This is a genomic window from candidate division KSB1 bacterium, assembly GCA_034521575.1.
Lineage (GTDB): Bacteria > Zhuqueibacterota > Zhuqueibacteria > Residuimicrobiales > Krinioviventaceae > JAXHMJ01.
This window is the reverse complement of record JAXHMJ010000005.1, coordinates 1,100,051-1,123,525: the sequence shown is the minus strand read 5'-3', so window position 1 is coordinate 1,123,525 and position 23,475 is coordinate 1,100,051. Positions and strand designations below refer to the sequence as shown.

The 23,475-nt window shown below is 49.5% G+C and carries 19 protein-coding genes; 17 read left to right on the top strand and 2 right to left on the bottom strand.

The genetic code is table 11. From position 1 onward, the window contains the following. Positions 1 to 5 precede the first annotated feature (5 nt). The 9 genes from U5R06_18070 to U5R06_18030 all read left to right on the top strand — a co-directional run bounded on the left by U5R06_18070 (position 6) and on the right by U5R06_18030 (position 12,256). The gene (locus tag U5R06_18070; GenBank protein ID MDZ7724655.1) at positions 6 to 1,214 is read left to right on the top strand and encodes an oligosaccharide flippase family protein; all 1,209 of its coding nucleotides are present in this window, start codon (positions 6 to 8) and stop codon (positions 1,212 to 1,214) included. Beyond that, positions 1,208 to 2,470 carry a glycosyltransferase family 4 protein gene (locus U5R06_18065; protein ID MDZ7724654.1) on the top strand — a complete coding sequence of 421 codons (1,263 nt, stop codon included), beginning with the start codon at positions 1,208 to 1,210 and terminating at the stop codon, positions 2,468 to 2,470. The genes U5R06_18070 and U5R06_18065 overlap by 7 nt, the downstream gene beginning before the upstream one ends. Then, the gene (locus U5R06_18060) at positions 2,467 to 3,507 is read left to right on the top strand and encodes a hypothetical protein (protein MDZ7724653.1); all 1,041 of its coding nucleotides are present in this window, start codon (positions 2,467 to 2,469) and stop codon (positions 3,505 to 3,507) included. The genes U5R06_18065 and U5R06_18060 overlap by 4 nt, the downstream gene beginning before the upstream one ends. Further along, a complete protein-coding gene (locus tag U5R06_18055; GenBank protein MDZ7724652.1) occupies positions 3,497 to 4,951 on the top strand; it encodes a sulfatase in 1,455 nt (484 codons plus the stop codon). The genes U5R06_18060 and U5R06_18055 overlap by 11 nt, the downstream gene beginning before the upstream one ends. After that, positions 4,944 to 6,107: a glycosyltransferase gene (locus U5R06_18050; GenBank protein ID MDZ7724651.1), complete on the top strand. Its 1,164-nt coding sequence runs from the start codon at positions 4,944 to 4,946 to the stop codon at positions 6,105 to 6,107. The genes U5R06_18055 and U5R06_18050 overlap by 8 nt, the downstream gene beginning before the upstream one ends. Positions 6,108 to 6,110: 3 nt before the next feature. Beyond that, positions 6,111 to 6,896 (top strand): WecB/TagA/CpsF family glycosyltransferase, encoded by a 786-nt coding sequence (locus tag U5R06_18045; GenBank protein MDZ7724650.1) that lies wholly within the window; start codon positions 6,111 to 6,113, stop codon positions 6,894 to 6,896. Between the two features lie 34 nt (positions 6,897 to 6,930). Beyond that, positions 6,931 to 9,504, top strand: coding sequence for a fibronectin type III domain-containing protein (locus U5R06_18040; protein ID MDZ7724649.1), 2,574 nt, complete (start codon positions 6,931 to 6,933; stop codon positions 9,502 to 9,504). 80 nt (positions 9,505 to 9,584) lie between these two features. Beyond that, positions 9,585 to 10,577 carry a glycosyltransferase family 4 protein gene (locus U5R06_18035; GenBank protein MDZ7724648.1) on the top strand — a complete coding sequence of 331 codons (993 nt, stop codon included), beginning with the start codon at positions 9,585 to 9,587 and terminating at the stop codon, positions 10,575 to 10,577. Further along, positions 10,574 to 12,256, top strand: a complete 1,683-nt coding sequence (locus U5R06_18030; GenBank protein MDZ7724647.1) for an Ig-like domain-containing protein — start codon at positions 10,574 to 10,576, stop codon at positions 12,254 to 12,256. The genes U5R06_18035 and U5R06_18030 overlap by 4 nt, the downstream gene beginning before the upstream one ends. Positions 12,257 to 12,531: 275 nt before the next feature. Here U5R06_18030 and U5R06_18025 read toward each other — a convergent pair whose 3' ends face one another. Beyond that, positions 12,532 to 13,545: an SMP-30/gluconolactonase/LRE family protein gene (locus U5R06_18025; protein ID MDZ7724646.1), complete on the bottom strand. Its 1,014-nt coding sequence runs from the start codon at positions 13,543 to 13,545 to the stop codon at positions 12,532 to 12,534. Between the two features lie 94 nt (positions 13,546 to 13,639). Here U5R06_18025 and U5R06_18020 point away from each other — a divergent pair, with 94 nt between their 5' ends. Beyond that, positions 13,640 to 13,903: a hypothetical protein gene (locus tag U5R06_18020; protein MDZ7724645.1), complete on the top strand. Its 264-nt coding sequence runs from the start codon at positions 13,640 to 13,642 to the stop codon at positions 13,901 to 13,903. A 137-nt stretch (positions 13,904 to 14,040) separates the two neighbouring features. On the opposite strand, the gene U5R06_18015 is transcribed toward U5R06_18020, so the two are convergent. After that, a complete protein-coding gene (locus U5R06_18015; GenBank protein ID MDZ7724644.1) occupies positions 14,041 to 14,235 on the bottom strand; it encodes an AbrB/MazE/SpoVT family DNA-binding domain-containing protein in 195 nt (64 codons plus the stop codon). A gap of 508 nt (positions 14,236 to 14,743) precedes the next feature. On the opposite strand from U5R06_18015, the gene U5R06_18010 reads away from it, so the two are divergent. The 7 genes from U5R06_18010 (at position 14,744) to U5R06_17980 (ending at position 23,421) form a co-directional block, all read left to right on the top strand. Beyond that, entirely contained in the window at positions 14,744 to 14,971 is a 228-nt protein-coding gene (locus U5R06_18010; protein ID MDZ7724643.1) for an AbrB/MazE/SpoVT family DNA-binding domain-containing protein, read from the top strand. A gap of 132 nt (positions 14,972 to 15,103) precedes the next feature. Next, positions 15,104 to 15,475: a Fic/DOC family N-terminal domain-containing protein gene (locus U5R06_18005; protein MDZ7724642.1), complete on the top strand. Its 372-nt coding sequence runs from the start codon at positions 15,104 to 15,106 to the stop codon at positions 15,473 to 15,475. A 27-nt stretch (positions 15,476 to 15,502) separates the two neighbouring features. Beyond that, the gene (locus tag U5R06_18000) at positions 15,503 to 15,766 is read left to right on the top strand and encodes a hypothetical protein (protein MDZ7724641.1); all 264 of its coding nucleotides are present in this window, start codon (positions 15,503 to 15,505) and stop codon (positions 15,764 to 15,766) included. Positions 15,767 to 16,755: 989 nt separating this feature from the next. After that, positions 16,756 to 18,513, top strand: coding sequence for an AIPR family protein (locus U5R06_17995; GenBank protein ID MDZ7724640.1), 1,758 nt, complete (start codon positions 16,756 to 16,758; stop codon positions 18,511 to 18,513). A gap of 186 nt (positions 18,514 to 18,699) precedes the next feature. Beyond that, entirely contained in the window at positions 18,700 to 21,255 is a 2,556-nt protein-coding gene (locus U5R06_17990; GenBank protein ID MDZ7724639.1) for an ATP-binding protein, read from the top strand. Beyond that, a complete protein-coding gene (locus U5R06_17985; protein ID MDZ7724638.1) occupies positions 21,252 to 22,475 on the top strand; it encodes a hypothetical protein in 1,224 nt (407 codons plus the stop codon). Before U5R06_17990 ends, U5R06_17985 begins: the two co-directional genes overlap by 4 nt. A 169-nt stretch (positions 22,476 to 22,644) precedes the next feature. Continuing rightward, positions 22,645 to 23,421, top strand: a complete 777-nt coding sequence (locus tag U5R06_17980; GenBank protein MDZ7724637.1) for a CsgG/HfaB family protein — start codon at positions 22,645 to 22,647, stop codon at positions 23,419 to 23,421. Positions 23,422 to 23,475: the final 54 nt, after the last annotated feature.

Below are 23,475 nucleotides of genomic sequence, written 5' to 3'. Positions count from 1 at the left end.
AAAAGATGCTGCAACATATCGGGGGCGTGTCGTTTGTCCTGGGTCTGATTATGATCCTGGCCGCGCTGTCTTCCATTGTGCTGGCCCGGTCTCTGCCCCAATCCGACTTTGGTCAGTTTTCTCTGATGCGCACCCTGATTCTGTTTATACCGCCTTTGACCATTTGGGGACAGGATTTGTCTACGGCGCGATTTTTCAGCCGTCATTCCCCTGAAACATACAACTGGCATGCGGCGTTCCGGAAGGTGTGGTGCGTAGCTATGATTTTATCCGCAGCTGCCGTGATTGCTGCGTTTTTCATCTATGACCTGAACGGCTTTAACGTATGGATGCTGGCGGTTGCTTGTCTTTTTTATACCCTGATCCTGTTCGTATCCAATCTGGTGCGCAGCCGGCAGCGATACAACCGTGCAATTTTGATCCTGAACGGATTCCGGGGACTGTTTTTGCCGCTGCTTTTACTACTGGGTCTGTTTTCTGTGCTTAATCTGTATTCTGTTGTGACGGGCTATGTCGGCATGCTGGCACTTGTCGCTGTTGCGGGTACCCTGTATGCTCTGAAATCCATACCTTCCGGCCCGACGCCGGTACCGGGTGAGTATTATCGGTCGGGATTCATCCTGATGGGTTCCCAGATCGCGGTCACGGTGATGAACTCGATGGACAGCCTGATGATTCCCTACCTGCTCGGCTATGAAGCGCTGGGTCTATATGCGGCCTGTCTGGTGCCCGTTCGCGGTTTCAGTATTCTGGGACGCGCCGGCAAGTATGTCTGGGTGCCCGAATTCGGCCGTACCGCATCTGTGCGCATCAAACGCATCAGTCTCGCGGTCGGAGCGTTGTCCCTGCTGTTGCTGGCCGCTTTTGTGGTTTTTGCCCGGCCGATTTTGCACTTGCTGTACAGCGGCAAGTATGACAGCGGTGTCGGCGTGCTGCGTATTCTGGCCGCTGCCGGTGCGCTCAAATTGATTTACACCCTGTCATCCAGTCTCATAGTCGGCAAACTGAATAATGTCGCGCTGCGCTGGTATACGCGAGTCAATATGGTCAGCACTTTGTTTTACATCGGCCTGCTGTACGTCATGGTCAAGGCTTTCTCGGTCACCGGCGCGGCCCTTGCATTGCTGTCGATTGGTCTGCTGCGTCTGCTTGCCGGTTACGGGCTGCTTTATCTGTTTCGCGGACAATTGAGCGGGGAGGAGCCTGCATGTTGAGACTGCTCTATTTTTCAAACGAAAGGTTCCCCACCCGGGATGCCGTCAGTATTCAGCAGATGCATGTGGCGGAATCCTTTGCACGGCTTGGTGTGGATTTGACGTTTGTGCGGCCCTGGTTTCATGATATGGCGGGCTATCATTCGGATGATATCTTTTTATTTTACGGCATTGAGACTCCGTTTAACATGCGCATCCTGCCGTCTGCATTGAGTTTGAGCAAACCGCGCTACGGGATTGACATTGGCTATCACAAAACCGCGCGCGATCGAAAACTGCTTCCGGGAATCGGCGGCGCCTCTGTTATTTTATCCACCGGTGCTTTTATTTATAGTCAGATAACCGATCATGCGTTCGATGAGCCGACTGCAATATATTCACGCAATCTGAATTCAACGGCTGTATTTTTAAAGCACAAACGCCTGCTGCAGAAAAAACCGGTGCGCGTGTTTATCGAGGCTCATGCCCTGTCCCAGGAACCCGAACGACTGTTCCGGTCTGTGGTTTGCCGCTGTGACGGTATTGTCAGCATCACGCAGGCATTGAAACAGGATTTAGTACAGGAATTCAATCTTGATCCCGGGCGCATTCATGTGGCGCCGGACGGCGTGCGCCAGGTCGATCACACGGTTGCAGATAAACAGGCGCTGCGTCGGCAGCTAAGCATCCCCCATCCGGAGAAAAATCTGGTGGTTTATTCCGGCGGATTCTCCCGCGGTAAAGGCGCCGAGATCGTGGTGCGCGCGGCCGAATTCGCTGATAGCGAAACTCAATTTTATCTGCTGGGCGGGGCGCCGCGTACCATAGCGGAACTACGGCGCATGACGCGCGCGGATCAATACGATAATGTGCATCTGCCCGGGTTTGTGCCGCCGCGGGTTGTCGGCGACTATCAGGCAGCCGCCGATGTACTGGTACTGCCCAATACTCCGGATTATGCGCTGCGCGATTATACGTCGCCGCTGAAATTGTTCGAATATATGGCCGCCGGTTCTCCGGTTGTGGCCAGTGATCTGCCGGTGTTTCGCGAAGTTCTTGACGACGGCCGCAACGGCGTACTCGTCAAACCGGGCAGCCCGCAACACCTCGCTGCCGGTATTCGCAAGGCGCTGGACAATCCGTCGTTTGCTGCACAGCTGGCGCGGACGGCAAAACAACAGGTGTCCGCTTACACCTATCCAACCCGGGCGCGGGGTATATTCGAGTTTATTCGCAGGCAAACCGGATGGAAAATTCCCAACAAGAGGAGCGTATGAGCTGCATTATCGCGGTGGGCAAGGATAAACTGAACTGGCATACACGGTTTGTCCAGGCCCTGAAATCCGAAAATGCCGGGTTTCCTTTTGACTATAAAACGGTCAATATGGAGGCGCCGGACTGGATGCAACAGATTCAGGATGCTGATATCGTGCTTTGGAAACCTCATTTCATGGGGGTGAAATCGGCTTTGTTTTTCAAGGAAAAAGTGTATTTTATGCAAAAGATTTCCGGTAAACGCGTGCTTCCCAATTATGAAAGCATCTGGCATTTTGAAAGCAAGGCCGCGCAGCATTATCTGTTTACGTATTATGATATCAAAACACCGCAAACCCGAGTGTTCATGGATCACAATTGGACGGACCGCGTGATGGATCACAGCGAGTTTCCATTGGTGTTCAAACAATCGGACGGTGCAGCCGGGCAACATGTAAAGCTGCTGCAATCCCGGAAAAACGCCCGCCGGCAGCTGCAGCGGCAGTTTGCGGTTCCCCTTTACGAAGACAAAAAATGCCAGAACGGGGCGGTTCGCGCCAAACTGTCCAACCTGTTCTCCTCCTGGTTCTGGATGCGCGTCTGGCAGCGGCTGCATGCGCCGTTCGAAACCTCGGCCCTGGCCTATGTGCAGCAGTTTATCGGCGGAAATCCCGCGGATCTGCGCGTCACCGTAATCGGCGACCGTTATGCCTATGCATTCTGGCGGCAAAACCGGCGCCATGATTTCCGGGCCAGCGGCAGCGGCGTGATCGATTATGAACGCCCGGTTCCCGAACCTGTCATTCGCTATTGCCTTGAATTGAATAAAACCTTACATTTTGATTCCATGTGTTACGATATCCTGTTCACCGGAGATGATTTTGTCGTCTCCGAAATGTCCTATGGCTACAAGGACCGTCCGTTGTACGAGGCAGGCGGCTATTATGTCAATACATCCTCCGGGCTTGATTGGGTGTCAGAACCTTGCCGGCCGCAGACGTTGTGGGTCAGATGGTTGTTCGAATCGTATTTGAAACATCAGGAGCAGCATGCCGAATAAACCCCCGAATATTTTATTGATTTCCATCGACAGTCTGCGATCCGACCGGCTGTCCTGTTACGGCTGCGCGCGCGAAACCAGCCCCAACCTGGACCTGCTGGCCCGCGAGGGCGTGGCGTTTGACAATACATTTACCGCCGCCAACTGGACCGGCGCGTCGCTGGCGTCACTGCTCACCGGCCTGTATCCGACGGTGCACGGATATACCAATAAATACTATTATCTGGATCCGGAGTTTATCACGCTGCCGCAGATTCTCCGGGAGCACGGCTATCAGACTTTATCCTTTTCCAATAATATGTACGTCAGCAGCCGCACCGGACTGGACAAGGGGTTTGATACATTCCTCTATCAGGGAAAACCCGAATCGCAGCCGGGCGACCACAGTTCCGGCGAATCGGACTGGTACCGGACGCTTCGAGATGCCGTGCCCATGCGCGCCCGGTTTTATATCAAAGATTGGCTGGATCAATCGAACAAACGCAGGATGCTGACTCGAGATGACGGCGCCTGCGCCACGGAATCCGCGTTCCTCCAGCAGATCGGGGCGCGCCAACCGGATCGGCCGTTTTTCGCCTATATTCACTACCAGGAACCGCATTCCATTTATTTTCCGCCGTATCCGTACCGCCGACGCTTTTTTTCCGGGTCGCACTGGAAAGAAGGCGCATACCTCAAATTCGACCATATGGGATATTTTGCCGGTCATGTCGGGTTTAGCGAAACCGATGTGCGCCACTATCTGGAATTGTATGACGGCGAAATTGCCTATCTGGACTGGCGCCTCGGACGATTGTTCGACTGGCTGCGCAGACAAAACCTCTGGGACGATACCGTGGTGATGGTTACCTCGGATCACGGCGAAAATATGGGGGAAAAGGGATATTTTTGGCATGCTTTTTGTCTTTATGACAAGTTGATCCGTGTGCCCCTGATTGTCCGTTACCCGGACTGGTTCCGAATAAACGAACGCTCGGCGGCGCTCACGCAAACCGTGGATATTGTGCCGACCCTCCTGGACGGGCTGGGTATAGACTGGCCATATAGTCGGGATTGTCAGGGTCAATCGTTTTTAAGCGGAGCTTTGCGTACGGCGGTCCTGACCGAAACCTATAACCCCGAGCTGATGGTAGACCGTTGGCTCAACAGACGCAAGGACTTGACAAAGGAAGAATTCAGACACTATTTACGCGATCTGCGCGCCTATCAAACCACGAATCATAAACTGATCCGGGCCTCTGACGGGGATCACGAGTTCTTTGATATGAATGCCGACCGTGCGGAATCGGTTAACCGCTATACGTCCGATGCGCCATACGTACAACAGTGTGAATCCGGGCTGCAAAGCTGGATGGATGCGTTTACCCCGCATGTGGCAAAATCTACCCATTTCGGATTCGATAAAGAGATCTGGAACCAGATGCGTGAACTGGGATATGCCTAAAAAAACCGGGCAGAGTATGCAGCAACCCGATAAAATAAATCTCGCGTTTCTAATTCCGTCTCTGCAGACCGGCGGCGCTGAAATGCAATTGCTGTCTCTGGTCAAAGGATTGGATGCGCAGCGGTTCCGGATAACCGTGATTGTGCTGTATGCCGGATATGAACTGGAATCTCAAGTACCCGTGCGCCCCGGAATCCGACTCGTTCGGCTTTACAAACGCAATGCTTTTGACCTGTTTGCATTTTTCCGGCTGATTTTCGTTTTGAAACGCGGCCGTTTTTCGATTCTGCAGTCTTATAATGTATCAGCGCGGCTGTGGGGATTGATGGCGGCCCGCTATGCCGGTATTCCCCGGGTCATCAGTATGGAACGTACGGCGCGGGTGATTTATTCGACCCCCGGTAGCCGATTTTACGTGTTCGCCGAAAAATTCGTCATGCGCAAATCGGACCTGATCATTGCCAACAGCCGGGCGGGTAAACGATTTGCGATGTCCCGCGGAGCAGCGCCCGGAAAGGTGCGGGTGATCTATAACGGTCTGGATCCGGATCGGCTTTTCATAACCCGCAGCCGCCACGAGCTGTGCGAACAGTGGCGCATTCCGGCACAGGCGTTTATCCTGACCTGGGTGGGGCGTCTGGAGACAGTCAAGGATCCCATGACTTTTATTGATGCCGTGCACCGGGCAGTACAGTCTTCTGCGCCGGTCTATGCATTTATCGTCGGCAATGGCTCGCTGCGCTCCGCTTGCGAACAGACGGCTGCAGAGCTCGGGATTCGGGATCGGATTGTCTTTACCGGAACGCGCAGCGACGTGTCCAATTATTACCATGCGGCCGATGCCGTGGTATTGTCCTCCGGTCAGGTGGAAGGCTGTTCCAATACGATTCTCGAAGCTATGTATCTGGCAAAACCCGTTGTGGCCACCCGGGTTGGCGGCAACCCGGAGCTGATCGAGCACGGAAAAACCGGGTATTTGAGCGCTCCCGGTGACGCCGGGGCCCTGGCATCCGAGATTCAGAGTCTTACTGAAAATCCGGAACGACTGACGGTTGGAGAATCCGCGCGGCATAGCGTTCAGATAAAATTTTCACAAACAGCCATGATAAACGCTTTTGAGACGGTGTACGACGAGCTTATGAAAACCGGAGGCTGATGCGTGCGTTCGCGAATTGGAAATGAGCTGACATTTCACAGAATAAATCTACTCGGTTGTCCTGTGGATCACATGTCGATATCCGGCTGTGTGCAGCGGCTGGAATCCGCGATTATAGAAAAACGACAATGTCATATCGTGGTGATCAACGCGGCCAAGCTGGTCAAGGCTCAATCTGATCCTGATTTGCGCGACGTGCTCTGGAATGCCGATCTGGTCGGCGCGGACGGCGTGCCCATTGTGTGGGCATCCCGGCTGATGGGTGATCCGCTTCCGGGACGCGTGAACGGCACTGATTTGATGGAAAAACTGATCCGGCTGGCTGCTCAAAAAGGCTATACGATTTATTTTTTGGGCGCCCGTCAGGCTGTGCTGAAATCAGCTATCGATTACGTGCAGACCGTGTTTCCGAATCTGAATATTGCGGGCTATCGGCACGGATATTTTGAAACCATGAACGATGAGGAAGAGACCGTTCTTTCTATCAATAAAGCCGATCCGGATATACTGCTGCTGGGAATGGGAACACCCATGAAAGAAAACTGGGTGAAACGGCACAAAAACGATCTGAACGTCCGGGTGATTCATGGTGTGGGAGGCAGTTTTGACATTTTGGGCGGGGCGACGCGCCGGGCGCCCCGCTGGATGCAGGAAACCGGCCTGGAATGGCTGTTCCGCTTGATCCTGGAACCCCGGCGCATGTGGAAGCGTTATTGTATCACCAACACGGTATTTATATTCCTGATGGGAAAACTGGCCTGGAACCGATTATTCCGAAAACGCCGCTGAATTGATTAAACATTCTAATTATTTTGAGGTTATAATGAAGTTTTTTACAGCTATTTTCTGCAGTCTGGCGATCTTTGGTGGCGGGCTCGTCTCTGCAGCTGAACAAATCGGGCTATACACGGATAAAAAAATCATTCCCCCGGATTATGACAGCTTTCATCCGCCATTATCTGTGGGCAGTACCTACAGCGATCCGGTGTTTGGCACTCGGGTGACCCGCATGACCAACAGTTCCCGATTCAACGATGAGGTGGTTGGAGGATACTTTTCGAACGCGGAAATCTGCTATTTTAACAAGGATGGATTTTATTTTCTGGCCATTGAGAACGAGTGGGACGGCGACAATTACCCGTTAACCACATTTCTCTATAACGGCCTGACCGGCGAACGCATCAAACTGCTGGGACGCGACCATATCCGTCCCTATCAGATCCGCTGGGCGCTGGCCAAACAGTACACCGTGAACGGGGTGACTGTCACTATGGATCCCAATTATCATTTTTACAATTATGTGGGCAACGAGATTCGTCTTTACGATGTGCGCAGTATGAACGATTATGTGGTGCTGCGCAAGTTCGACGAGTACAGTGAAATCGGTCCATCCGGGGGAGAGGGCGACCTGTCGGATGACGGCCGCTATTGGGTGCTGGACGGCGATGCAAAGGAAATGTTTGTCTATGATCTCATCAAAGATGTAAAGCACCCGGTCAGCACCTTTGATCTGGGCAGTCTGGGATCAAAATCGGGTTCAGTGGGTGTGGATTATGCGACCATTTCCGCGCGCGGCGATTATATCATTGTGGCCTGGGGGACCGATCCCGGAATCGGACGCTATCGCGGCATCGAGGTCTATGACAAAAACTGGAATTTTCAGCGGCAAATTTACCCAGGCATCATTCACTGGGAGACCGGAGTGGATGCTTACGGCGAACAGGTGGTCTATTGCGCCGGCACCACCAGTTATCCCGAGTTTGACGCCCTGGACGGCATCAGCACCGGCGATTTTATATCGATCCGCCTGCGCGACGGCTATGTGCGGCTGCTCAAAGACGTGCCGATCTGGTCGCATTACAGCATGTCCGCTTGCAATTCCGTCAACGGCGGCGATTATCTGTATGTGTCCCTGACCTCTACACGCACCGATGATCCCTATGAACTTTGGGCGCCGTTCTGGGGCGAGATTCTTGAAATTCCCACAGACGGCTCCGGCCAGGTGAGGCGGCTGCTGCATCACCGCTCCCGGCCTGTGCAAGGCCGGACCGGCAAGTTTGCCACGCCGGACGCGGTCATCAATCGCCAGGGCAACCGCATCGTGTTTCGAAGCACCTATAACACATCCTACGGTGATCTGTTTATGTTTGAAATACCGGCGCGCCAACAGTCCTCGGACCCGGACGATATCCCGCCTCTGAAACCGGATGATCTGCAGGGATATCAAGACAATTCGAATACCATCAGACTAGAATGGACCACTCCGGACGCGGCTCGGGACGGCGATCAGCCCCGCTTTTACAAACTATACCGCAATGGCAGCTATATCACGGATGTGTTCAATACGGAATTTTTCGATGCGGGACTCGATGCCGGCACGTTTTATCGCTATAATGTTTATTCCGTGGACAATGCCGGCAATCTCTCCGAACAGCCCGCCACGGTATCCTTGACCACTCCGGCCGATTTTAGCGTGTCGCGGATTCGTGACGTCGAGATCGCAGGCAGGCATTCCGTTCAAATCAAATTCTCACAGCCCCTCAGCCGTCTGACCGCGGAAACGGTATCCAATTATTCGCTCTATCCCTCCGGGTCGGTCAATTCCGCTGTATTGGACGCGGATGAAAAGACTGTGATCCTGAATGTGTCCGAATTGCAAACCGGGATGTCCTATTATGTCACTGTGCGTAACCTGACAGACCAGTCGGTGACTCCCGTTCCTCTGATCCGTGTGGATTCCCCGCGCTTTGTGATTCTCAAAGATTGGTTTGATGATTTTGAATCCTCCACGTTCAGCTCTTATCAGTTTCTGAATCCGGACAGATGGAACATAATTCCACAGGGTAAAGACCGGGCTCTTGTTCTGGAATCCACATCCTTTGACAGTCCGGGCGGAAAACGTCTGGGAGAGTATATGATTATCCCTCACAGTATATTTTACTCGACTCGGTTTTATCTGCGCTGCCACGTGTCAAGCCTGGAAGACCTGCTCTCCAACGCACACGCCGATTACGCGGTGGTCTTTGCCTATGAAGACGCGTTTAACTACTGGTATGTTCAGGTACACACATATAATGTGGCGGTGAATCATATTGAAAACGGCGAACGCGTGCTGTTTCAAGAGTATCCTTTGACGGTCAATCTGGATCAGGAGCATCGGTTTGATCTGGCTTTTTACAATGGTGAACTCAAAGCCGCTGTAAATAAAAAACTCTGTTTCTCACTGTCGCTGTCCCTGCCCGCCGGACAACTGGGACTGGGATCGTACAACGATGCCGTAGCCTTTGATAATCTGAATCTGCAGGCGGACCGTCCCCTGGACTTTACCCCTCCTTCTTCTCCCCGTGGTATTCATGCGGAAGCTACGGTAAAGCGGACAGTCGTGTATTATGCCTGACCCAGGATATCCGCAGTATCGGCGGAATCGGTAACTTTTTCCGTCACCTTGTTCCCAAATTTACCCTGCCTGTTGATCTGATGATCACCGGCAAACGTCTGGGGCAATCCGGTTTGTTTCGCAATGTGTTGCGCTTTGTCGGCGATATTATCCGTTTTAATCAGAAACTCTCCCGCAATTCCATTGTCCTGATCAATACCTCGATGCGATTCAAATCCGTCATGCGAGACATGCTGTTTGTGCATGTATGTCGGGTCAGGCGCAAAAAAGCGGTGGTTTTTATTCACGGCTGGGATTGGTCGTTTGTAAACAAAATGCAGCAACTGGCCCCCGGATTCATCCGGTTTGCATTACTCAAGACAGAGGCGGTGATTGTACTGGCCTCTGAATTCGAGTCTGCACTTTGTAAACAGGGATTCAAAGGAAAGGTGTACCGGTTGTCCACGTTTGTCAATGACGACGAGACCGCGGATTGGGATGAGCAGCGTATTCGTGAAACAGCCGGCTCCCCGGGCCTGCGCATTCTGTTCATGGCGCGGCTGGAGCCCGGCAAAGGTCTGTTTCCCGCTCTGGACGCGGTCAAACAGCTGCAATACTCACATCCGGATGTCCAGCTAAATGTGGCCGGGATCGGGTCGCAATTAACAGCTGCACAGCAGCATGCACAAACGCAATCAGTTCCGGCGCGGTTTCACGGGTTTGTCCAGGGTGAGGACAAAAAGAGACTGATGCAAAAGGCCGATGTGCTGCTGCTGCCCACCACTTACGGGGAAGGTATGCCGACCGCCGTTCTGGAAGGAATGGCATTCGGATGCGCGGTGGTCACTTGTCCCGCTGGCGGTATCAAGGATTTTTTTCAGCATGGGAAAATGGGGTTTCTCTGTGATGAACCGCATCCGGATATCCTTTGCAGCTATTTAAAACAGCTAACGGACGATCAAGCGTTGCGAATTCGCATGGGATTGTTTAACTTTGATTATGTGAAACAACACTTTACAGCCGACCGGGTGCTGAATCAACTCGAGTCGATATTAAGGCAAACCGGGCAATCCAAGACAACGGAGAGGTTATGAGACGTTTTTGTTTGATACTCATCATGATGCCGGCAGTGATTGCAGGACTGCATTGCGCCTCACAGGGCTATCCCGGCGGCGGTCCGGTGGATGAAACCCCGCCGGTTGTGCTTTCAACCGTGCCTGCTGCAGACAGCATCGGCGTCTCGGCGCAGACAGATGTAATTATTCGGTTCAGCGAACCGGTGCAGCCCAATTCCTGTGAACCACTCGTGTTTATCACCCCGTTCGTCAGTCGCGACCGTCTGCAGTTTGACTGGAAAAAAGACCGGGAACTGACCCTCCGGTTTAAGGATCCCCTGATGCCGGACAAAACCTATGTGATCACTATCGGCGCCGGGACCCGCGACCGCCGCAGCAATTCCATGAGATATTCCTTTACGTTGGCGTTTTCGACCGGCGAGTCTATTGACCGCGGACAATTAACCGGACAGGTGTACTCGGATCAACCGGTCAAAGGAACCAAAGTCTGGGCTTATTCTCTCAATGATTCATTAAATCCTGATCCGGCCCGGCAGTCGCCTCTGTATATCACCCAGGTGGGGGAAGACGGCGGGTTTTCTCTCAACTATATGGCTCCGGGCCGGTATCGTCTGTTTGCCGTATTGGACCGTGATCTCAACAATCTCTACAACGCCGGATTCGACAAGCTGGGTGTGGCGCCCGCCGATGTGTACACGGACTCGTCTGAAACGCCGTGGATCGGGATCCGCACCGCGATGCGCGATACGATGCCGCCGGTGATCGCCAGGGCGGAGGCTCCCGATGCCATACACCTGAATGTGCGTTTCTCCAAAGCTATGCTAACGCATCCGGATTCCCTGTTTCTGCAGCCCCCGACCCGGAATGGCGATACATTGGCTGTATACGATGCTTATTGGGACTCTCGCAATAACGCTGTGCTGCGGCTGGTGACCGGAACCCAGCGTCCCGGCCCGTACCGCATGCGCATTTCCAAAGCTTACGATACGTTTTACAATCCCCTGCCGCCGGATTCCGCGACTTTGGAATTTGACGGCGCCGCTCAGCCGGATACGGCCGCCGCGTCGGTTATAGCCCGGTTCCCCAATGACACCACCCGCCTGCAGCCACCGGACACGCCAATTGAGATGACCTTTTCCGAAGCCATGGACCAGTGGTCTGTGCAGCAGGCCTTTTCGCTGGTCGATACCCTGGGTGCCGATACGATAGGCGGACGCTTTGAATGGCCGAATCTGGCGCGTATGCGCTTTGTTCCCGATTCACTGGCGCCGCATACCCATTATCGCTTTTGTCTCGACGTCACAGCTGTAACCGACCGGGCCGGAAATGCACTGAGCGATACCCTGGTGCAGCAGGACTTTGAAACCTGGAATCCCGATACCCTGTCACAGATCGCCGGTACGGTCATTGATCCGGATACCGCTGCGCAGGGTCCGGTGTTTCTGTACGCGCGCAAACGAAATGCGGATAAACCCCATAGAATCATCCTGCCGACGGACGGTCCGTTCCGCTTCCGGGGATTGTTGCCGGGAGATTATCTGCTGCAGGGATTTCGCGATGCGGATGAGAACGGCCGCTACAGCTATGGACAGGCCTTACCCTGGCAGCCGGCGGAAGTCTTTTTCGTTTATTCCGACACCGTGTCCATCCGGTCGCGCTGGCCGAATGAAGGCAATGATATAATCATCCCGCGCTGACAATAAGAACGGTGAATGCGGTCTTTTCTGCCGGGCGAATGATGGTTTTAAAATGATTCAGGGCCCCCGGGTTTCCCCGCAAAAAGTCTATAGGGATATCTGTGTCTATCGAAATACCGTTTATCATCCGGGTTTTCTCCGCGACCCACCCTGTCTGAGAGTTTTCATTGATCAACAACTGACCACAACTATTTGTACCTTTGATGGGGTCAGCTGTTTTAATAGTCGATAAAAGAAATATGCACTGCTTTTTCGTGCCGGGATTGTTGCTGCAGTTAAAATCCGAGCCCTTTTACATTGACCTTGACGCGGCACAAATACATATCCGCGGTCATATACAGCTCGTTGCCGTGTTTTCCGCCGAAACAGCAGTTGGAAATGGCGGTGCCGGTTTCGATGCTGCCCAGGTGCTCGCCCTCGGGGGTGAACACCATCACACCGCCGGGACCGGTCGCCCAGATATTGCCCTGTTCATCCACGGCCAGACCGTCACAGCCGCCGCCCCGGCCGTATTTGTCAAAACCGGTGGCGTCGAAAAAGACGCGCGATTTTCCCGGGCTGCCGTCTGTTGCCACATCAAACGCCAGCCAGAGTTTGCGTTTTCCGGAATTGGCCACATACAGCGTTTTGCCGTCCGGAGACAGGCCGATGCCGTTCGGCCGATCCAGTTCGTCGGACACCAGGATCAGTTCATCATCCGGAGTGAGATGAAAGATGCCGGAAAAATCAAGTTCCTGATTCGGGAAATCCGGGCGCTTGAGCCCATAAGGGGGATCTGTAAAATAAATGTGCCCGGTTGAGCTGATGACAAGATCATTGGGACTGTTGAGCTTTTTTCCCTCATATCGATCCGCCAGAATGGATTTGGTCCAGTTGTTCTGGTTTAACACGGCGATGCAGCGGTTGCCGTGATCGCAGAATAGCAGATCGCCAGTTTGCGGATGCACATACAACCCATTGCTTCCCAGTTCATTGCCCGGCGGATTGTCGCCCACGGCATACCCTGCCGGACGTAGAAAAATCGACAGCCCGTCCGTGTCGTTCCATTGATAGGTGGTATTTTCCGGAATATCGTTAAACAGCACGGATTCATATTTGTTTGACCAGACCGGTCCTTCGCTCCACTCGAATCCCTCGGCCAGCGCCTCGATGACCGCATCCTGCGGGATGAGTGTATTGATACGTGCGTCGTCGCGGTGGATGCTGCCGATGCTCTCCGGCGCCTGACTGCCGCTGCATCCCGATCCGATGACGGCCAGCGCCAGTCCTGTCCAAATCAGTTTTTTCATGTCTGTTTCCTTTTTGCTGTCCAAAGTGATGGTATTTTGACCCCGATTATCCGGGGTGTTTTTGCTTTATATATATAAAAAGATTCTCCGCCAAATGCAAGAAATCGTTTCTGAATCCATCTCAATCGCGTTTGAAGATATTTCCCTAAATCCCGGAAAAAAAGGCTTGTACCGCATCAACCGCTTTCTCGGCATTGCGGATGAGGACACGCGCCGCTATCTGAAGCGCATGGGCCGCCGCAAGGTCAATACCAACGCCAAAAAGCCCATCCCCCAATGGACAAACCGGGATGCAGAGATGACACGGAAATTTGACGAGATTGCAGGGAGGCAGTGGAGGGTGCACTATGGGGTGTAGACTGTTTCTCCTGCAAAACATGGCTGGACGGCAACGCCGGTCTGTTTTTGTGCAAACGCCGGTCCTCCACATTGGTGCACGGGCTGCACGAGGGTGATCATTTGTCCGATGATGAGCGGAAGCGGCGGCAGATCGTGCTATTCTCCATTTTCCTCCCAATCCCGCACCACCAGCGTTTCACCCTCCAACTCTACCACCACTTTTTGCCGTTCGCGCCAGCCCAGTTTGTCAATGTAAGCTTTGGGGATCGTGATGTAATAGGAGTATTTTGATGTTCTGGTAAGTTTTCGGATTTTTTCCCGCCCACTACCATGTGTCCGTTTTCTGCTCATAAAAATCTCTCCGATTTGAAACAGAACGTACCGCAGTACGTACTGTCTAAGTTGTTGAAAATGTAAAAGCCGGGTGTTTTGAAATGCCGTGTTATAATATGTGCCCCCGGCATTAATATCACTATGCTGTTAATTTTCAAGAATCCGGCCCGGTAAAATCAAGAGGAGTAACGCACACGTCTCGATTGGGTACGGGCCGGATACTGGATGAATCTTATTTTAATTGAATTGATGCGAAAATGCAAGTTATTTTTTCAAAATATTTTCGGCATCGGAGGCAAACAGGGTAACGCAAGGATACCGGCAACTTTGGCGAGTGACCTGTTTCATAGGCATACGCTTTGGGATTGGATTCAAAATCATTCCACACTCAATGCAAGGGGATGGTGCAAGTGTGCAGCTCAGTATCCTCCTGACGTCTTCAAGGGGGCTTTCGCCCCGCAGTCATACAATGACACCTTGCTTAAAGATCTCTTCCGATGATGCTCTTTTTGATTTTTTTGATATAATGTATAGACTTGCGATATCCTACTATGTAAAGGAGGTTATAATATGCATACTGGAATCAAAACATGGGGAAACAGTCAGGGATTACACGCTACCCAAACATATTCTTGAGGAGGCTCAGATCGATGTGGGTGATGATCTGAATCTTTTTGCCGGTAATGGAAAAATGGTGATGGAACCGCTGCATCAAGTCGACTTTAAAAAAAAGGGCTTGTGTTTTTCGGCATAAATAATTTAATTAATAATGAGACAAAAGACAAGGGCGGACCGGAACGGAAACGGACTGATCATTCGAAACCTGAATGGGTGATGCTGCAAAGCTCTATGCTGCCCTGCGCACGGTGTTGAAAGGAGAAAGCGTTTGAATGGGCCAATCCTGAGGCCTTTACCGCCGCCTGTTGATATTGAAACAAAATTTGTGCGGCGCCACTATGCTGCGTCCAACCGCTATCTGGCAGAATTGAAAGACATATCCGGGACCCTTGCCAACCAGGATATACTCATCGCGACCCTGCCGCTGTTGGAAGCAAAAGACAGTTCTGCGGTTGAAAAAATCATTACGACTTGTGACGAGCTGTACAAAGAATCGCTCTTTGAAAATCTGGTGAAAAATCGGCCGGCAAAAACGTGCAAACCTATGCCCGCGCCTTGCGTATCGGATATGAAAGAGTCCAAAAAGCCAAACTGTTCACCCGGAATCAACTCAACCTGGTTGAACGGTTTTGCAGATTAGCCGTGACCTGTTATACAGGAGGATAAAATGCAGCAGAATCCAAAAATAAAAAAGTTGTTAATCCGGGTCGTTAATAATCAGATTCGCTACAATAACCCGGCGGAGACGAAAAAGACATTGGATCGTCTTGTTTCAGAAGGATATTCTCAACAAAAAGCCAAAGAATTGATCGCTTCAGTTGTTATGGCTCACATCTATAGCATCATGCAAACTGAAACTGCGTTTGACGAGGCTCTGTATGTTCGTCAACTGCAGGAATTACCCAAATTACCGGTTGATCAAGACGAATAATGGACAGATCGCCGTGTTTGTGGGCTAACCCCCCCTTGGGAATATTGATGTCCACGCGCTAAAGCGCCTGGTTATGAAATGTGAGTAGTCTCTTGGAGCTGCAAACCTCTAAATTTTCTCCGTGGTGATTTTGAATCCAAAAGCAAAGCGCGTAGCTGTGAAATATTTTGTTTGCATATTTATTCAGTGATGGTGGATTTCACTCGATAGATCGTTTATATTTCTGTACAACATGTTGATCGGCTGTTGTTTGGCTTAGCCCCGAGCTTTCGGGGGGGGAATGAGATCCCTCTGAATTTTTTCGCGGCGGCTTTGCTGTTTTGGATCGCTTGTTATTATCCAGGGTTTTGAAACAGCCCGGATCGCCCCTGCGGTGACAGCCTGACTTTGGAACGACTCGATGCGCACCTGCAATAAACCCAGATTGTGCCGTTTTTGCAGCTGATTCATAGAACATGGATGACGCGGACACACGTGCATCGGACAGAAGAACGAGTGTGTTTGTCTGCCCCGGATATCCTGTTTCAATGCATTGGCTTTTTTTCAAAGCAGTATATGACCGCTTAAAACTCGTAACTTTTCCTTGCATCTTTGCAAAAATATCAATAAAATGCAAAAACAATAAAACGCGGGGTGTCGCTTGGGGTTGTACAGGTTTGGAAACGAACCCCACACGGAGCCGTTCAGGGGTGTACCAGCGGCAATTTCTGCCCGCCTGTCTTTAAATTGTTTTTTTCACATAGCGTTCGAAATAGCGTTAAAAATCGCTATCCCTTGAATTTTATGGCAGTTGATCACTGTAACATCTGGCGGGTACCTGTGTTGTGCCGGCAGAGTTGATGAATAGCGGTTTGACTTTTTTCTAATACTGGAAAATTTATAGAGCCCTGAATGTTTTCTAATAGTAGAAAAAAATGAATAGCTATATTAGTCTGATAAATTATATGTTGATGTTATGTTTTGATACTTTACTTTGTTAGGAGAAAGTAATGATTTATCAAAAAATTACCGATGAAATTAAAGAAAAATTCTATCAGCAATATTTTCCGAATGATGGGCAACGATTTGTTGCGTGGTATTTACGCAACATTCATTTGAGAGATATGAATGAAACCCAAGATGATATGACAGATGGTGCTGATGACAAGCAGATTGATGCCTTATTTATTGATGACAATCAGCAAACTGTCTTTGTCATTCAAGGCAAATTCATTGGTAATGGATCTGTGGATGCGGAACCACTACGTGAAGTATTGTCCTCTTGGATACAATTAAAAGATTTGGTCAGACTGCAAGAGGTTGGGAATGGTAAATTAAAAAGAAAGTTGTCCGAGGTTGCTAAAGCACTTGAAGATGAATACGAAATTGAATTTGAGCTTATAACAACCGGTGAATTAACTGAAGCAGCAAAAGCCGATTTGGATACATTTCAAGCTCAATTAGTGGAGCTTAGTGAAACTAACGATTTTTATGCAAATATCAAAATAGTTGATAAGAACGAATTGAAAAGGCGTTACGATCTTGCTCTTGAAAAGGATAATCCAACGATTAATCATGAGGTCAGTTTGGCCAACAGTAAAGCTATGGAGATTGAAATTGCTGGCAACAAAGTGGTGGTGGCCGCTCTACCCCTCAAAGAGTGCATTAAAATGCCCGGAATAAAGGATGGCACCCTATTTCAAAAAAATGTTAGACAAAGTTTGGGATTAAGCAACAGGGTAAATAAAGGAATTAAAAGTACAATATATTCCGACCAACACAAGGACTTTTTTTTCTATCATAACGGAATTACAGCTATTTGTAATAAGTTGTCATTAAACAATAATAAATTAAAGCTTCACGGCTTAAGCGTTGTGAACGGATGCCAATCTATAACAACAATTTTAAATTGTAGCGAAAAAGTAAAACAATTAGACGACACCTATATTCTTTTTCGGTTTTATGAAATCCCCCAGCGGGAGCGTGGCGACAAAATAAGTATCAACACAAATTCGCAAAGCGCCGTCAAGCCGAGGGATCTTAGAAGTAATGACAAAAGAGTTCTAAATATTAAAAAATCCTATGAACAGAAATATTCCAATGGATATTTTGTAAGCAAAAGAGGTGAAATTCCTCCTGCCACCAAAGATAAAGACTATGTGTTGGATTTACTTAATTTAGGAAAATATTTGATCACGTGGCATTCACAGAGACCTAATATAGCGTATAGTGAAACGAGAATTTTTGATAAGTATTTTGATCAACTATTTAAAAAGGACTACTCTGCTGAAAAAGCTCAGGCGTTAAACGTTTGGATGAAAAAGGTTTGGGAAAAATGGGAAAAAAATAATCCGCTAGGATTGAATGAAAGTTTACTGGCAATGCGTGCCTATGCCCCATATCACCACCTTTATGCAATCTCGGTTTGTTTCGGTGTATCAAATTCTATGCCAATGGAAAGCGTACCTGATCCAAGCATAGCTATTAATAGAGCAAAGGATTTTGATCTTATGGACCAAATAGTTGATTTAGCCGGAAGATCTCTGAACTTTGCTTTGGAGTCGGCTGCAAATGAGCCGCAACCCTCCAATAGAGTTTTTAGCCCTCAGAATTGGATTAAAACAAAAACTTGTTTGGCAGGTATACGAGCCGCAGTGAGCCAAAGTTTGAATATGTTGCCTATGATGAATGCGGATATTTCAAATAAAATCAAGCAAGGCTTAAAAATGGAAAGAGATCAATTTGAGGCAAGATGGTCGGCGGATTAAAAACATCATAAAATTATTCACCGGACGCGCCAAAGGCGCGCGCGCCGGTGATGGTTGTCGTTGGGCCGACGTACGCATGAAGAGAAACAACTTCTTGAGAAACCAACAAGCACACAGTTTTAGAATGAACAAGATCGTTTGCCTTGTAGATGATCGCGATCTGGTTCTGGAAAGGAACAACGAGTAATGCCGATTCCTGATAAGACAGCATCCTATGCGACAGCGGGCGCAACAACGGACCAAATAGATGTCCGAATCAGCCATCGAATCATACAGCTATTCTCGGAAGGGCTATATTCCAGTCCTAACAAGGCTATTGAAGAACTCGTTTCCAATTCCTTCGACGCCGGCGCAAACAATGTTCACATCTTACTCGCGCCGGATCTCCGAGCTCCAGACGCGACAATCGTAATCATTGATGATGGCGAGGGAATGAATGGAGACGGTTTGAAGAAGCATTGGATCATTGGAGAAAGCACACGGCGAAGAGCCGGTGGTTCTTCGAGACGTAAGCCCATCGGGAGATTCGGAATCGGCAAGTTGTCAACATACGTCCTGGCTGCAAAGTTGACCCATATTAGTAAATCCGGCGATACGTATTATGCCGCAACAATGGATTATTCCAACTTGACCGGAAGCGTCACCGATGCCTCTGAGGGCGTTTTTGATGAGCAAACGATCCAGATACCATTACGAACGTTGACCATGGAACAGGCAAGAGAGGCAGTTCAGTATTGGACCCGTGGGGATAAGGACGGTTATCAGGCGCTCAGGCTGTTTGGAGAAGAAGCATCTGAATCGTGGACCGTCGCGATTATGTCGAACCTCAAAGAAATGGGCCAAAAGGTCAAGATTGGGCGCCTTAGGTGGGTTTTGAGAACCGCCATGCCTCAGCAGATCGATTTTCGGCTTTTTCTTGATGGTGATCCGATAACACCTCCCGAAATGGATCGCCCCCTCAAGAAGCTTGTCCTTGGCAAAGATGTCATTGCAATGTCGCCACCATGCCCGACAGGATTGATTGCGCGTGAGGACACAAGAGAATCGGAAGATTCCATTCACCGCTATGGAGTTTATCACGAGGAATTACTAGGCAGGATTACGGGGTATATCGAGATTTTCGCAGATGAACTTGATAGAGGGAAAGAAAAGTTTGAGCAAAGCAGTGGATTCTTCGTTTATGTCAGAGGACGAAGGGTCAATGTTGATGATCCCGGATTTGGCATTGAGCGGAATCTCTTACGGCATGGCACGTTTTCTCGTTTCAGGATGGTCGTTCATATCGACAGTTTGGATGAAGCGCTCCGATCTTCACGAGAATCGTTTCAACAAGGCGATTTGTATGAAGCTGTTCAGAATTTCCTACGTGCCGCCTTTAATATGGCGCGCAACAAGCTCGTGGAACATGACCGCACACAAACGCCATCAGCCCGAATGTTTGCCAGTATCTCCGCAGCTCCGGGCAGTTTGACAAGAAAGCCCCTGTTGGCGCTGGCCCGGATGGTTGCCGAAAATCGGGCGACGCCATTTTATCTTCGCTTCCCATCCGGACTGTCCGCTGAGGAGAATGCCGCCTTACTTAAGACCCTGCAGGAACAGGCTGAAGGCGCGGATGGCTTACTTCGCTTAGAGATCAGCGTCTTGGACTCGAAGGACGGTCTGGCGGTTTTCGATGCTCGAGAAGGCAAACTTCTCGTTAATTCTTCCCATCCTTTCATCGCTGCCTTTCAGGAATTCTTTTCCGATCCTGCCCGAAGCCTTCCTCTCGAAATGGTAGTCATGGCGGAAATCCTCCTTGAGGCCCATTTATACCACATGGGCTTGGATGAAAGCGTGATTCGCGATGCGATTGGGAGACGTGACGAGCTGCTACGACAGTTTGTCAGATCCTCTGCGCGCCGAACGGCCGGCATGATTGCACTCGCGCTCACCGAAGCTCGTGACGACGCAAACGAACTGGAAGAAGAAATGCGCGCAGCTTTTGAGGCAATGGGTTTTGCGAATGTAATTCGCATCGGCGGAAGCGGCAAGCCGGATGGCACAGCCGAAGCCCATTTAGCCGCATCGGAAGATGGTTCCGTTCAACGTTATAAAGTCGGCCTTGAGGCAAAGAGCGGTAAGACTGTTTCGGCTCATCGCCTGAATGTATCGGGAATTGCAAGGCACATGGAAGATTACAGATGCGACCATCATTTGGTGATCGGAAATGGCTTTGCTACCTCGAATGAAGTAAATTCAGCCACGGTCCGTGATATCAACAACCACAAGGAAAAGACAAGAAGAACAATCACGCTGATGCATATTGACGACTTGGCGCGATTGATCCGTATCGCTTCGGCAAAGCGAATTGGTGGTCTCAGCCGCCTTCGTGGCCTTTTCAGAGACTGTGTTACACCTGAAGAAAGTAAGGACTGGGTAGATGTCCTCTCCGAAGAGGAACCAGAAAGAAGGCCGTACAAAGAGATACTTGAAACTATTTGGAAATTGGCAGAAGAAGTTCCGAATGAAGCAGTGGAATATGCCGCCGTTGTGACCGAGCTTCGGCATCGAGAGCCTCCGGTAAGAATGTCAAAGGCTGAACTAGTCGACTGCTGCAAAGCAATGCAGGTACTTGCAAGCGGAGTTGTGTATGCTCGTGAGAACACCGTTGAAATCAACCGCAGGCCCGATTTGATTTTACAGGATATACAGACGGCTGTTGGTCAATATCCCGAAGCGGAAAGAAGGACAATACACATATGATTCCGGCAACGCAAAAAGCTCACATTCGACCTGTTCATCCATTCCCGGCAAGGATGGCGCCTTCGATTGTGTGGGATGCACTGCCGTCGCAAGGCGATTCCTTGAAAGTTCTCGATCCGATGTCAGGATCGGGAACAACGCTTGCCTGCGCAAGGATGAGAGGGCATCACGCTTTTGGATGTGATACAGATCCACTGGCGCTGTTAATTTCGCGCACTTGGTGCGCCGATGCCGATCCAGAAAAGGTCTTGCGTCGCGCCAAACTCGTATTAGAGCGAGCAATAGAACTTGCCAAATGCTTGAGGCTTGAAAACTCATATCCTAAAGGCGCTGACGTCGAGACCCGCAAGTTCATCGATTTCTGGTTCGATCCCGAAACACGCCGTGATTTGACCGCTTTATCGACTTGTATCTCAAGGGTGCGGTCTGAATCTGAAAGAATGTTTTTGTGGTGCGCATTCTCGCGAATGATAATAACGAAATCCGCGGGGGTTTCGCTTGCAAGGGATGTCTCACATAGTAGGCCCCATCGTGCTTATGCTGTTGCACCTGTGAAGCCGTTCAATATTTTTCAGAAAGCCGTGGCAACAGTGGTAAAAAACTGCCCATTTACAATGGAAGCCAAGGTCGCTCCTTCTGTAAATGTCCAGCATGGTGATGCAAGATCATTGCCTATTGAAAGCTCAAGTATGGATATTATCCTTACATCCCCGCCGTATTTGAACGCCATAGACTATCTTCGCGGCCACAAACTGTCGCTTGTTTGGATGGGACACGAGATCCCTGAAATTCGATCAATCAGATCGGGCAACATTGGGGCGGAAGTATCAATAAAACATTCCACAGATATAGCAATTCAGGAAGCCATGTCCTCCATGGCAACCCTTGACGAAATGAGTAAACGACACTTGGGCATGATACGTCGTTATGTTTTGGATATGAAGCAAGTTATAAAAGAATGTGCCCGCGTATTGAAGGTGAATGGGAAAGCGATCTTTGTTGTTGGTGACTCAACAATACGCGGCGTCTTTATAAAAAACTCGGAAGCCCTGGCTTCTCTCGCAAAGCAACATGGGCTTACGCTTGTTTCGCGTACTACTCGTCCAATTGAAACAAGACGACGCTATTTGCCGCCTCCTGAATCTATAAAAGCCGGGGATAGAATGCAGAATCGGATGCGAGAGGAAGTTATACTTCATTTTGTAAAGGCGGGCTCGTGAGATGCAGTTAGTTATTATTGGTTGAGCTCGGGAACACACCACAGGACAACTTATCCATGATTACGAGGATTGGCGCAATCATAACTCAATGTAGGCCCAACAGCATGCAGCAGACGGCGCTGCGCGCCGCCGCTGATGCTGGGTTATGCATTTCTAAATAGGTGATGTCATGAAATGGTATAAAATCTTAATCACAATTACAATTTACATTTTTCTTCAATGTGCTAGTAGCGAAGTATTTGTAAGGAATGATATTGATTATAGCAAATATAATCGTATAGCAGTTTTCCCATTAACCGATTATCCCAATAGACCAGGTTCAGGTATACAAGTAGCAGATATGCTCTCTATGCAATTAATAAATTCGCAGTATAACATTATAGATAGATCACAAACAATGCATATACTTCAAGAGCAACAACTAGGCATGACTGGTTTTATAGACGAAAGTACTGCTCCATCAATTGGAAAAGTATTAGGGGTTCAAGCAATTTTAACAGGTTCAATAAGTGAATATCAATGTATCCAAACCAATATACAGGTTGTTCAAGGGGCAGATCCAGCTTATATGCCTATTTCAAAGGCTGCAATCTCACTTAAGCTTATTGATTGTGAAACCGGTCAAATTGTCTGGGCTGGTTCTGCACGTGGTTCTGAAATTGGACAAAACGTTGAAAATATTGCAGCCCAGAAAGCAATAAAAAATATATTAGATAAATTTAAAAGTTTAAAAATAAATGTAAATTCGCCTCAAATAACAAACAAACTTACACCCGTACCAACAATACCCGAAACATTTTTCCCAAATCTTAGAAGAAACTATCCAAAATACAATAAATTTACTGATGAACAAATTATTCTAGCTTTCAGGAAAAACAATCCGCAACACAACGATAAAAGTGATATTTGGATCATTAAATATATAGAAAAAAAATCGAAAAAATAAAAATATCTGATTATGGTTACTATTACTAGACATGTCTCGATAGAAAACCATATG